Below are 13,058 nucleotides of genomic sequence, written 5' to 3'. Positions count from 1 at the left end.
TTGTCCAAAGCCCCGGCAACGGAACGCAAGACGGAAACGAGCGCGCAACCGCGCGGGCTTGAATATTCCCCCTTGCCGGGCGTTGCCGACGAAATGCTCGATACCAACGGCAAGGTCAGGCCGGTCTGGAAGACCCTGCTCGACGCCCTGTCGCGCATGTCGGAACGGGAATTGCACGAGCGCTTTGCCCGCACCGACCGCTATCTGCGCGATGCCGGCGTGTTCTACCGTGATTACGGCAAGGGCAGCAGCGAAAGAAACTGGCCGATCTCCCATATTCCGGTCCTGATCGACGACACGGAGTGGGCGGTTCTTTCCGAGGGGCTGAAACAGCGCGCGAATCTTCTGGAAGCCATGGTCGCCGATTTTTACGGCGAAAACCGGCTGGTCAAGGAAGGTTTCGTACCCCCGGCCCTGATCGCCTCCAATCCGGAATATCTGCGGCCCATGGTCGGCGTGAAACCGGCAAGCGGCCATTATCTGCATTTCTGTTCCTTCGAGATCGGGCGCGGACCTGACGGCAACTGGTGGGTGCTGGCCGACCGGACGCAGGCGCCTTCCGGTGCGGGTTTCGCGCTCGAAAACCGGGTGGCCACCACCCGTGCACTTTCGGACATCTATGCCGAAACCCATGTGCACCGTCTGGCCTCGTTCTTCGGCGCTTTCCGCGACACGCTGCAGGCGCAAAGAAAGCACCCCGACGACCGGATCGCCGTGCTGACGCCCGGCCCCGCCAACGAAACCTATTTCGAACACGCCTATATCGCCCGTTATCTCGGCTTCATGCTGCTGGAAGGAGAAGACCTCACCGTCGTCAACGGCCGCGTCATGGTCAGAACCGTAGCGGGGCTGAAACCGGTCGGCGTTCTCTGGCGGCGTCTCGACGCCTCTTATTCCGACCCGCTGGAACTGAACCAGCAATCCCATATCGGTACCCCGGGCATGGTGCAGGCGCTGCGCAATGAAGCGCTCACCGTCGTCAATGCGCTCGGCAGCGGCATTCTCGAGACGCGGGCGCTGCTCGCGTTCATGCCGCGTATCTGCCGCCACATTCTGGGCGAGGAGCTGAAACTGCCATCGATTGCCACCTGGTGGTGCGGGCAGGAATCGGAACGCCGCCATGTCGCCGGCAATATCGAAGGCATGGTCATCGGCCCGGCTTATTCCCGGCTTCCCTTCTTCGACGATAACGGTCAGTCCGTGCTCGGTTCGTCGCTGCGCGAAACGGCGAAGGAATCGATCAGCGACTGGCTCGCCTCCGACGGCCACAGGCTGGTCGGACAGGAAGTGGTGACGCTTTCGACAACCCCGGCCTATATCGACAACAAGCTCGTCCCGCGCCCGATGAGCCTTCGCGTTTTTGCCGCGCGCACCCAGGACGGCTGGCAGATCATGCCCGGCGGCTTTGCCCGTATCGGCAGCGGCGACGATGTCTCCGCCATCGCCATGCAATCGGGCGGAAGCGCTGCGGATGTATGGATCGTCAGCGACAAGCCGGTGGAACGCACCACGCTTTTGCCGGCGGAAGAAAGCTTTACCCGCAATATGCCGGGCAGCCTGCCGAGCCGCGCAGCCGACAATCTGTTCTGGCTCGGCCGCTACATCGAACGCTCCGAAGGCGCCCTGCGCATCCTGCGCGCCTGGCACGGGCGTTATGCCGAATCCGCCGATCCGCGCCAGCCTCTGCTCGCGCATGTGACACGCTATCTCGAAGCGCTCGATGTGGAGATGAACGATGCCGTGCCGGAAAGCCTGCTGAACAACATCAACAGCGCGCTTTATTCCGCCAGCAATATCCGCGACCGCTTTTCCCCTGACGGATGGCTGGCGCTGAACGACCTTGCCAAGACCGCCCGCCGTTTCCATGCGAAAGTCGCCCCCGGTGACGACGCTACCCATGCCATGACGATCCTCTTGCGCAAGCTGGCGGGCTTTGCCGGTCTCGTGCACGAAAACATGTATCGCTTCACCGGCTGGCGTTTCCTGTCGATCGGCCGCTACCTGGAGCGCGGCCTGCATATGACACGTCTTCTCGGCCATATGACCGGCCCGGACGCACCTGATGGCTCCTATGACATGCTGCTCGAAATCGGCGACAGTGTCATGACCCATCGCCGCCGCTACAACGTCAATACGGCCGGCCTGACCGTGACCGACCTTCTGGCGCTCGACCCGCTCAATCCCCGCTCTATCCTGTTCCAGCTGAACGAGATCCGCACCGAGGTGGAACAGCTTCCGAACGCCTTCGTGAACGGTCAGATGTCGCCCTTCTACCGCGAGGCGATGCGTCTGCATTCCGGGCTTGCGGTGATGACGCCGGAAAACATGAACGGCGCGATCTATCGCCAGCTCGAAACCGACATGGAACATCTCTCCGATGTTCTCGCCCGGACCTATCTCGGATAATCCTATGCTTTACGACCTTTCCCTGCATATGGGTTACACCTACGACACGCTGGCCCACGGCGCGCGCCACATCATCCGTGTCCTGCCGCTCTCCATCCCCGGCCGGCAGCGGCTTGTCGCGGGCTCTATCGATGTTTCGCCGGTGCCGGAAGAACGTGCCACCTTCGAGGATTTCTTTCATCAATCGGCCACCTCCGTGCATCTGCGCGCGCCGCATGAGAAGCTGGATATCCGCATGCAGGCCCGCGTGATGGTGGAGGCGCCGGCGCTGACGGCGGATTTCTCTCCGGAACTCTCCCGCCTGCCGCAGGACCTGGCCGATGTCTGGTCGCTCGATTTCCAGTCGCCGCACCACTTCATCGGCGCAAGCCCAAGGATCGGAATGGATGCGGCAATATCCGCCTATGCCCGGGAATTGCTGAAACCCGGAATGACCATTCGCGAAATCGCGCTCTCTCTGTGCAAACGCATACACAAGGACTTTACCTATGACGGCGAGGCGACGACCGTCGATACGACGCCATCGGAAGCCTTCAAGCTGAAGCGCGGCGTGTGCCAGGATTTTTCGCATATCATGATCATGGCGCTGCGCAGCCTCGGCATTCCCGCCGGTTATGTCAGCGGTTTCCTGCGCACCATTCCGCCACCGGGCAAGGAACGGCTTGAAGGCGCCGATGCAATGCATGCCTGGGTTCGCGTCTGGTGCGGAGAAGCAGCCGGTTATCTGGAACTCGATCCCACCAATGATATCGTCGCCGGAAGCGACCATATCGTCGTCGGTTACGGCCGGGATTATTCCGATGTCGCTCCTGTGATCGGTGTCTTGAAGAGCTATGGCAACCAGCAGATAAAGCAGGCTGTCGACGTCATCCCCGTCCAATAATGACACGATGTGTATTATTGCGGCCATCGCGCCAACAATTCTTGAAAATACTTCGAAAACTGCTCCAATTTGATCGCTGCGTAAAATTGAACCGATCACGTTAGCGGATTTTACATCGTTTGCGGCTTCTCTGTGCTCAGTCGAATATTCTAATCCGTGAGCCCGTCATGACCGCCTCTGCACATCAAAAACCGAAGCGCCGTTTTCTTGCCGATACCAGCGGCAATTTCGGCATGATGACGGCCATTCTGCTGCCGGTGTTGCTGGGTTTTGCCGGCGCCGGCATGGAGTTGGCGAATGTGATGCAGGTGAAAGCGGATATGCAGAATACCGCGGATTCTGCAGCCCTTGCGGCGGCCACCGAGGCCCGTTTGAAAATGGGCGACCTGACGGACGAGCAGATCAAGGAAATCGCCAAGAACTTCATCGCGGCCCAGATGGAAAAGAACCTGACCGAGGAAGAGAAAAAGGAACTGGAGCAGAATTCTCCGACCAATATCACGAAGACGGAAAATGCCCGCGGCAAAACCTACACCGTCGAGACCACGATCAACCACCGCGTACAGCTCAATCCGCTGCTTGGGTTCATTGGCGCAAAAACACTCGATCTTTCGGTAACGGGCACCGCAAAGAGCACCGTCAACAAGGGCGCACCGATCTCCATGTATCTGGCGCTTGATCGCTCCGGTTCGATGTCATTCAAGACGGATACCATCAATACCGCGAAAAAATCGTGCCCGGTTTATACGGCTGACAATTGGGGTACCAGCGAAGCGAAGGCCACATCCAGTCCCTGCTATGTCAACAAGGCCACGTCTCTCAAAACCGCCGTCGGGTTCCTCGTCGCAACATTGAACAAGGCTGATCCGACCTACACGGCCAACGGCGGTTCAGAGCTCGTCCGCACCGGTGCCTCGGTCTATACGCACGAGACATATGCTGCTCAGCCCATCAGCTGGGGTACGGGCAGTGTCGCCAGCTATGTCAACAAACAGATCCCGGAATTTCCCTCCGGCGGCACGGATGCCCGCAGCAGCCTGAACGCCGCCTATAACGCCCTTAAAAAAGCCAACACTGACGAAGCGAAAGCACACAAGGACAAAGGCAGTGAATCGTTCGAGCGCTATATTGTTCTCATGACCGACGGTGAAATGACGGGCAACAGCGCCTCGTGGAATTCCAGCATCGACCAGTCCGTGCGCACCACCTGCGAGACCGCCAAGAAAGACGGAATCAAGATTTTCAGCGTCGCCTTCATGGCGCCGGACAAGGGCAAGTCGCTGTTGCAATATTGCGCATCCAGCCTCGACAATTATTATGCGCCGGAAAACATGGAGCAGATCGTCACTGCCTTTGGCGAAATCGCCCGCAAGGCTGCCGGCAGCATAGCCACGCTCACCAACTGATCTGTTTTTGGAGCGTCTTGTCGGCTGCATGGCTGACAAGACATGTGCGGCAGGTGACAGCGGCGGCGGCCCGTGGCATAGGAGGGCCGCTCCCATTCACAGGCCCTGTCATGATCCGCATCGAAAACATCAGCAAGTCGAACAGTCACCGTATTCTCTATATCGAGGCCTCCGCCGCGCTCAATCGCGGCGAGAAGATCGGCCTTGTCGGCCCGAACGGCGCCGGCAAGACCACGCTGTTCCGGATGATCACCGGCGAAGAGCAGCCCGACGAGGGCCAGGTCGTCGTCGAAAAGGGCATGACGGTCGGTTATTTCGATCAGGATGTCGGTGAAATGTCCGGCCGCTCGGCCGTCGCGGAAGTCATGGAAGGAGCAGGCCCCGTCAGCGAAGTGGCGGCGGAGCTTCGGGAACTGGAAGCCGCCATGTCGGATCCCGACCGGATGGACGAGATGGACACCATCATCGAACGTTACGGCGAAGTGCAGGCGCGTTATGAGGAACTGGACGGCTACGCGCTGGAAGGCCGTGCGCGCGAAGTGCTGGACGGGTTGAGCTTCAGCCAGGAGATGATGGACGGCGATGTTTCCAAGCTTTCCGGCGGCTGGAAGATGCGCGTGGCGCTTGCGCGTATCCTGTTGATGCGCCCGGACGTGATGCTCCTCGACGAACCGTCGAACCATCTCGATCTCGAAAGCCTGATCTGGCTCGAGGATTTCCTGAAAAACTACGACGGCGCTTTGCTGATGACGTCGCACGACCGCGAATTCATGAACCGCATCGTCACCAAGATCATCGAAATCGATGCCGGCAATCTCACCACCTATTCCGGCGATTACGGTTTTTACGAACAGCAGCGCGCGCAGAACGAAAAGCAGCAGCAGGCGCAGTTCGAACGCCAGCAGGCCATGCTCGCCAAGGAAATCAAGTTCATCGAACGCTTCAAGGCCCGCGCTTCGCACGCCTCGCAGGTTCAGAGTCGCGTGAAGAAACTCGAGAAGATCGACCGCGTCGAGCCGCCCAAACGTCGTCAGACGGTTGCTTTCGAATTTGCCCCCGCTCCTCGCTCAGGCGAGGATGTCGTGGCGCTGAAGAAGGTGAATAAGGCCTATGGCAGCCGCACGATCTATGGCGAGCTGGATTTCATGGTGCGGCGCAAGGAACGCTGGTGCATCATGGGCGTCAACGGCGCTGGAAAATCGACGCTGCTGAAGCTGGTGACCGGCACGACGGAACCGGATTCCGGCAATGTCACGCTCGGCGCCAGCGTCAAGCTCGGCTATTTCGCCCAGCACGCCATGGACGTTCTGGATGGCGACAGCACCATTCTCGAATGGCTGGAGGAACGTTTTCCGAAGGCGGGGCAGGCGCCGTTGCGCGCCCTTGCCGGCTGTTTCGGCTTTTCCGGCGACGACGTGGAAAAACGCTGCCGTGTTCTTTCCGGCGGTGAAAAGGCCCGTCTCGTCATGGCCGCCATGCTGTTCGATCCGCCGAACTTCCTCGTGCTGGACGAGCCGACCAACCATCTCGATCTCGACACCAAGGAAATGCTGATCAAGGCCCTGTCGGATTATGAGGGCACGATGCTGTTCGTTTCGCACGACCGCCATTTCCTCGCCGCGCTTTCCAACCGGGTGCTGGAACTGACGCCCGATGGTATCCACCAATATGGCGGCGGCTATACCGAATATGTCGAAAGCACGGGACAGGAAGCACCGGGCCTTCGCAGCTAAGCCACCTGCCGGACGCGTCGCACTGTAACGGCAGCTTTCGTTTGGAGACTGGAGAAACAGATGCGGATCGTGGTCTACAGCGCCAAACCCTATGACAGGCAGTTCCTTGACGCTGCCGCCCACGCTGGCATGCGGATGCAATATTGCGAAGCACGCCTGTCTCTCGAGACAGTGGCGCTGGCGGAGGGAGCGGCGGCGATCTGCGCCTTCGTTAATGACGACCTGTCGCGGCCAGTACTCGAAAAGCTGGCGGAAATGGGTGTTCGGCTCATCGCCCTGCGCTGCGCCGGTTTCAATCAGGTCGATCTCGCCGCGGCCGAAAAGCTCGGCCTGACGGTTGGGCGCGTGCCGGCCTATTCACCCTATGCGGTCGCCGAACACACCATGGCGCTCATCCTGTCGCTCAACCGTAAGATTCATCGTGCCTATAACCGTGTCCGCGAAGGAAACTTCGCCCTCGACGGTCTTCTCGGCTTTGATCTTCACGGCAAGACGGTCGGCATTGTCGGCACGGGTAAGATCGGGGCGATTTTCGCGCGCATTGCGGCCGGCTTCGGCTGCCGTCTCGTCGGCCATGACGTACGGCCAAATCCGGATTGCGAAGCACTGGGCATGGTCTACGTCACGCGCGAGGAACTGTTTCGGACATCGGACATTCTGGCGCTGATGTGCCCGCTCACACCGGAGACGCGTCACCTCATTCGCCGGGAGACGCTGCCGCTGCTCAAAAAGGGCGTGATGCTCGTCAATACCAGCCGCGGCGCCATCATCGACACGCAGGCGGCGATTGCGGGTCTGAAAGACGGCACAATCGGCAGTCTCGGCATCGATGTCTATGAAGAAGAGGCCGATCTCTTTTTCGAGGATCTTTCCAACGACGTGCTGCGCGACGATGTTTTCGCGCGATTGCTGACCTTCCCGAATGTTCTGGTCACCGGCCATCAGGGATTCTTCACGCAGGATGCCCTCAGGAACATCGCGAATACCACGATCGGCAATATCGAAAGCTTTTTCAGGACCGGCAGCGCGCTACATGCCGTTTCCACGGAGCAGTGTGCCGGCCCGGCCTAGTGTCTTCGGGACGATTTTTTAATACCATTCTGCACGTCCTCTGCATGAAGGCGGGTAAAATTGGTATGATCATTGAGTTTCACTGAAATTCATCATACATATTTGACAGGCTTCACGCCTGCCTCGATTTCAATGCATGGTGACCGACGTGCCTGAACAGCAAAAACAGCGCAGCAAATCCTCCGGTTCTCTGGTCAGCAGAGTTAGCCTCAGCCTCAGAAATGCGATTGCCTCCGGGCAATATGGACCCGGCGACCGCCTGCCCAGCGAAATCGAGATGACGGAAACCCATGGCGTCAGCCGCACCGTGGTGCGCGAGGCGGTGACGGCGCTACGCTGCGACGGGCTGGTGGAGGTGCGTCAGGGGGCGGGCATTTTCGTGCTGAAGCGTGAAAAAGACGCGTCACCCACACCCGGGATCGACCGCGCCCGGCTCTCTTCCGATCTGGAGGTGCTGGAAATCAGGACGCCGCTCGAAATCGAAGCGGCAGGGCTCGCCGCCCTCCGCCGTTCGCCTTCGCAGGAGGAGGCGATTTACGACTGTCACGCCCGGCTTTTGCAATGTATCGAGGAGAACCGCTCCATTCGCGAGGCGGATCTGGCGCTGCATCTGGCCATTGCTGCCGCCACCAACAATCCGCTTTTCACACAGTTCCTCGAGCTGCACGGTCAGGCCGTGATTCCACAATCGCGCGTGGTTTCCGAAACCGGCGAGAACGACCAGACAGCTTACCGACGATTGATCCACAAGGAACATGAAGCCATCGTCATCGCCATATCGGACCGGAACGAACAGGCCGCGAAGCTGGCGATGCAAGCGCATCTGCGCGGCAGCCAGCACCGCTACCGCGACATGATGCGCGACATGCGCGGCATCGCGCACAGCTAAAGGGTTTCAGTAAAACTGGGTCGTCGCTTTGTGCTCAGTAAGCCGCGATCAGGCGCTACGGTGCTTCCCGCAGGTCCGCCCCCCAGACCTCGATTTGCGTCAGCGCGGGAAAGGGCGAAGGGTCGTCGGCTTTTTTAAGATCATGCAGACGGATCCATTCCACCTGGCGCGGCGCGACCGGGAAACTCTGGGCAGCCCCGGTTTTTTGCAGGGAAAAGCTCGCGCTTTCGCCGTCGGAAAAAGTGACGCTCGCTTTTTCCCACCAGGCATCATGGGGAAAGTCCGCCCGCAGGTAAAAAGTCAGCTGGTCGATGAGGACTGCGCGGCCGAATACGAGGGTCAGCGAAGCTTCGGGATCGCGGTTGATGCCCCAGCTTGTATAGGGCCAAAAGCCGTGGCCCGCGCTCGCCTTTTCACCATCGATGACATTGCGGGCTGCGAAGGCCGCCTCCCCGCGCGTTTCCGTGCTCGCATAAACGTGCGGAAACAGCGAGGTGTTTTCATGATCGTCAAACGGGTTGAGGGCCAGATTCCTGCGAACTTCGATTTCACCGGCAAGTGTGCGGCGCGCAGCGATCCGGTGAAGGTTACCGCTGAAAGCCTGCGGCGGATAGGATTTGCGTTTCGCCGCGGAGGGAACGGGCAGGATGAATTCGTTTCCTTGCAGGAAAACCAGCGTGGGCGGCATGCCGGCATCGAGCGCAAGCCAGATATGACCGGGCTGCGAAACCTCGACGACAAGCCTGTCGCCCTCGCAATATTCCGCGCGATAGACGAGCAAAGCTTCGTCCTCCGCTCCGGCCTCCGCCAGAACATCACCCGCCGCATTGACGACCTTGAGTGTAAGTTTCATCGGCACTTCCTTAACTGATCATCAGGCACAGACGCTGGGCTGCGATGGGGATGAGAATGCGATAGATCACCGGCGGCCAGGACTGGCGAAGGCGGGCATCGTCGATTGTTATGGCTTCGATGGCGGGTTCTCCTGCCCCTTCGCAGGCTATCTCTCCCAGCCCCGCAAAGATCAGCCGACCCGACGTGACAGCGGGCTTCTCGGCGACCATTAGCGACAGAACCGCCTCCTGCCCGCCCTGATAGTCGTCAAGGACTTCCACATGGCTGCCACGCAGCAGTCGGACGCGGCGGCGATAGTGCTCAACACGCGCCACGGCGGGATAGGCCCCGGCTATATCGAAAGAGACTTCCGCCTGATCTTCAGAAAATTCGGTCACAAGATCTCTCGCCGCAAACTTTGCCCCGGCGGCCTGCATGACGCCGCCGAAAGTCGGCAGATTGTGGAAGGCCGATTGCATCGTCCAGATGTCGTAGCGCTGCGGCGAGAAGGTTTTTGCGGTGTAGGTTTCCACCCCGACATCGATGATGAACGGCCGGCCGTTCTTATAAAGCGTGAAACTGCCGACATCGTTGTGGTTGTGGCTCTCGCCATTATTGCCCGCCTTCACGGCAAGATCGAAAACCCCGTCGCGGGCAATCGCCAGACCGATACCGGGATGGGCGATATCGGTCTTTGCCGGTTCCGCTGGAATAAGCGCGGATAATTCCGGGATGGCAAGCACTGCCTGGACCCGATACCAGAGGTTCCACTCCTTGCACATCAGCCGGTCCGGTGAGCGGTTCCAGCAGGCGGCAGCGAAAGCCTGGAGCGGTGGCGAAGAAACGGCCTTGCCGAAAAGATATTCCCGCACGCCGGATGTCTCGACCTTCGCCGGCGCATCGGCGAAGTTGACGAACCGGTCTTCCGCCACGTGCATGTTGAGAATGAATTCGGCCATGCTGCGCAGCTTCGGCGCATGAAAGAGCGGCGCCATGGAGCCGGGCGCAGAGGCTTCGAGAATGCTCATCGCCCCGAACAGGCAAAGTGCCGCATGGCCATAATAAAGAACGCCCTCTTCGCAGGCGCCATCTTCCGCATAATCCTTCTGAAACGCATCGAGACTCTTGAGCGCCTTCTCCACGACCGAACGCCTCGTCGATTGGTCGGTGGGCAATAGCAGGGTCGAGAGAAGGACGTTCTGGGTAATCCAGGCCGTCCAGTTGTTCATCCGCTCGTCGCCATTCCCCATCCACCAGAAATGCCGGGTGAGATAAGGCGTGATGATGCGCCGGTCGATCTCGACGCGGACGCGGGAAACGAGGTTTGCATGTGCCCTCTCCAGTTCCGGTGCCAGCAGATGCAGGCACAAAGCGAGATTGACGCCCGTTTCGGCCGCGAACAGGTCGATCACCGGGTTTTGCGGATCGGGCAGCGGATATCGCGGGCCGCCGCGAATATGGGAATTATGGGCGGGCAATTGCCAGCCGCTCTCCTCGCATATCAGCCAAAGACCATCGATGATGGCATCGAGAAAGCGGCCCTGCCCCTCGGCGCATTCTCCAAGAACCAGCGCGTTCAGCTTCAATCGTCGGGAAAAATAAAGCGCCTCGAAACGATCGCGATTGCCGGTGCGGCTATATTTCCGGTAGTCGCCCGCCAGAATGACGGACCAGGGCTCGTCAAGAGTCTGCTCCGCCGCCTCGATGAGACTACGGGAAACCGCGCCCGGTGCTGAAGACCGCATTTTCTGCGCCGTCAGTTCTGCGCCGAAATCGGCGAACCGTTCGGGCAGAAACCGCATCATTTCGACAAACACGCCCTCAAACCTCCCGCGCGTTCCGCAATCCGATATGGGCCTCCTATCATACGTATTTTTGAAAAACCAGAAAATTTGTCTGACTTTATGCAAAGTTGTTTGACCAATATCGATATTGTGTTATCCAGAGCGCGGGAGGCGGCAGGGCGAAGACCCGGACCGCAATGGAAAATGCAGGCAGCCGGCACCGATGAAACAGTGAAACGGCGGCAATGGGAGATATGCTGTGGCAATCGCAACCGCGACCATGTCCGACAAGCAGGCGACTCCGTATCGCAGGAAAAAACTCCGCATCGTCTCTAAACGGCGGCGCAGAATAGAAAATGCGCTCGTCGCCTATTCCTTCATTGCGCCCAATTTTCTCGGCTTTGCGATTTTCACGCTCGGACCGATCCTCTTTGCCTTTGCGCTGGCCTTCATGCATTGGGACGGCTCCAATGCCATGCGTTTTGCCGGTCTCGATAATTTCTGGCGGCTTTTCGAGGACAGGGCCTTCATCGCGGCCTTCTGGAACACGGTCATCTACACCGTCGCGTCGGTGCCGGCCACGCTCGCCTGCGCACTCGGGCTTGCGATCCTGCTCAACCAGAAAATCCTCGGCCGCAATTTCTTCCGCACGGCCATGTTCTTTCCCTATGTCGCATCGCTGGTCGCCGTGGCCGTCGTCTGGAACATGATTTTCAATCCGGAGATGGGTCCGGTCAACATGCTGCTCTATACGCTCGGCCTCGATCCCGCCGACATGCCGGGATGGGCGGCGGACCGGCACTGGGCCATGGTCACGGTCATTCTCTTCGGCGTGTGGAAGAGCATGGGTTATTACATGGTCATCTATCTCGCCGGGCTACAGGGCATCAATTCGGAGCTTTATGAAGCCGCGGGGCTGGATGGCGCCAATGCCTGGCAGAAATTCATCCACGTCACCCTGCCACAGCTTGCTCCAACGACCTTTTTCGTGACCGTCATGCTGACGATCCAGTCCTTCAAGGTTTTCGATCAGGTCTACATGATCACACAGGGCGGTCCCGGCACCTCAACGCTGGTTCTCGTCTATCACATCTACAATGAGGCCTTCATCTCCTGGGATCTCGGCTATTCCAGCATGATCGCCCTCGTCCTGTTCTTCCTCGTCCTCCTGGTCACCATCGTCCAGTTCAAACGGCAGCGGGAGGATTGATCCATGCGCATCATGGGCCGCAAAATCCCCGCCGCCACGATTGGCATCTATCTGACGGTGATCGTCGTCACCATCGTCATGCTTCTGCCCTTCGCATGGATGCTGTCGGCGTCGCTGAAGCTCAGCCGCGATGTCTTCGCGTTCCCGATCGAATGGATACCCTCGCAGCCGCGCTGGGAGAACTATGTGGAAATCTGGACGAAAATCCCGCTGGCGCTGTTCATCTACAACACGTCGAAGCTGACGATCATCGTCACACTGCTGCAATTGCTGACCTCAAGCTTTGCGGCCTACGCCTTCGCCAAGCTGCATTTTCCCTACAAGAACACGCTGTTTCTCGGCTATATCGCCACCATCGCCATGCCCTGGCAGGTCTATATGGTGCCGCAGTTTCTGTTGATGCGGGAATTCGGGCTCAACAACACCCATCTCGCCCTGATTTTCCTGCAGGCTTTTACCGCCTTCGGCGTTTTTCTGATGCGGCAGTTTTACATGTCGATCCCGAACGAACTCTGTGAGGCGGCGCGTATCGACGGCATGAACGAATACCAGATCTGGGCGAAGATCATGCTGCCGCTTTCCAAACCCGCGCTTTCCACCTTGACGATTTTCACCTTCGTCACGACCTGGAACGACTTCATGGGTCCGATGATCTATCTCACCAAGACCGAGCTGAAGACCATCCAGATCGGCCTGCGCATGTTCATTTCGCAATATTCGGCGGAATACGGATTGATCATGGCCGCCTCGGTCGTGGCGCTCATCCCGGTTCTCGTCGTTTTCCTGGCGTTGCAGCGCTTCTTCGTCGAAGGCGTCGCCTCCACCGGCCTCAAGGGTTGATT

10 protein-coding genes are annotated in these 13,058 nt (G+C 59.2%); 8 read left to right on the top strand and 2 right to left on the bottom strand.

The annotated features are described in order from the left end of the window. The 6 genes from F3H58_RS18670 (at position 1) to F3H58_RS18645 (ending at position 8,388) form a co-directional block, all read left to right on the top strand. Positions 1-2,406 (top strand): circularly permuted type 2 ATP-grasp protein, encoded by a 2,406-nt coding sequence (locus F3H58_RS18670; RefSeq protein ID WP_149743245.1) that lies wholly within the window; start codon positions 1-3, stop codon positions 2,404-2,406. 4 nt (positions 2,407-2,410) lie between these two features. Beyond that, complete coding sequence (locus F3H58_RS18665; RefSeq protein WP_059757870.1) at positions 2,411-3,289, top strand: transglutaminase family protein; 879 nt, start codon at positions 2,411-2,413, stop codon at positions 3,287-3,289. 167 nt (positions 3,290-3,456) lie between these two features. Next, the gene (locus F3H58_RS18660) at positions 3,457-4,695 is read left to right on the top strand and encodes a vWA domain-containing protein (RefSeq protein WP_149743244.1); all 1,239 of its coding nucleotides are present in this window, start codon (positions 3,457-3,459) and stop codon (positions 4,693-4,695) included. 110 nt (positions 4,696-4,805) lie between these two features. Beyond that, the gene (locus tag F3H58_RS18655) at positions 4,806-6,428 is read left to right on the top strand and encodes an ABC-F family ATP-binding cassette domain-containing protein (RefSeq protein WP_078052130.1); all 1,623 of its coding nucleotides are present in this window, start codon (positions 4,806-4,808) and stop codon (positions 6,426-6,428) included. Positions 6,429-6,488: 60 nt separating this feature from the next. After that, positions 6,489-7,499 (top strand): 2-hydroxyacid dehydrogenase, encoded by a 1,011-nt coding sequence (locus F3H58_RS18650; RefSeq protein WP_149743243.1) that lies wholly within the window; start codon positions 6,489-6,491, stop codon positions 7,497-7,499. A 136-nt stretch (positions 7,500-7,635) separates the two neighbouring features. Continuing rightward, the gene (locus F3H58_RS18645; protein ID WP_149743242.1) at positions 7,636-8,388 is read left to right on the top strand and encodes a FadR/GntR family transcriptional regulator; all 753 of its coding nucleotides are present in this window, start codon (positions 7,636-7,638) and stop codon (positions 8,386-8,388) included. 55 nt (positions 8,389-8,443) lie between these two features. Here F3H58_RS18645 and F3H58_RS18640 read toward each other — a convergent pair whose 3' ends face one another. Both F3H58_RS18640 and F3H58_RS18635 read right to left on the bottom strand, forming a co-directional pair. After that, positions 8,444-9,241 (bottom strand): carbohydrate-binding protein, encoded by a 798-nt coding sequence (locus F3H58_RS18640; protein WP_149743240.1) that lies wholly within the window; start codon positions 9,239-9,241, stop codon positions 8,444-8,446. Between the two features lie 10 nt (positions 9,242-9,251). Continuing rightward, a complete protein-coding gene (locus tag F3H58_RS18635; RefSeq protein ID WP_149743239.1) occupies positions 9,252-11,039 on the bottom strand; it encodes a heparinase II/III domain-containing protein in 1,788 nt (595 codons plus the stop codon). Positions 11,040-11,286: 247 nt separating this feature from the next. Between F3H58_RS18635 and F3H58_RS18630 the strand changes: the two genes are divergently transcribed. Together F3H58_RS18630 and F3H58_RS18625 are read left to right on the top strand one after the other, a co-directional pair. Further along, positions 11,287-12,216, top strand: a complete 930-nt coding sequence (locus F3H58_RS18630; protein WP_425292531.1) for a carbohydrate ABC transporter permease — start codon at positions 11,287-11,289, stop codon at positions 12,214-12,216. A 3-nt stretch (positions 12,217-12,219) separates the two neighbouring features. Next, positions 12,220-13,056 carry a carbohydrate ABC transporter permease gene (locus F3H58_RS18625; protein ID WP_080854175.1) on the top strand — a complete coding sequence of 279 codons (837 nt, stop codon included), beginning with the start codon at positions 12,220-12,222 and terminating at the stop codon, positions 13,054-13,056. Positions 13,057-13,058: the final 2 nt, after the last annotated feature.

Source organism: Rhizobium sp. NFACC06-2 (assembly GCF_900101425.1).
GTDB lineage: Bacteria > Pseudomonadota > Alphaproteobacteria > Rhizobiales > Rhizobiaceae > Agrobacterium > Agrobacterium leguminum.
The sequence above is the reverse complement of the archived record's forward strand: the minus strand, read 5'-3'. Positions and strand labels throughout refer to the sequence as shown.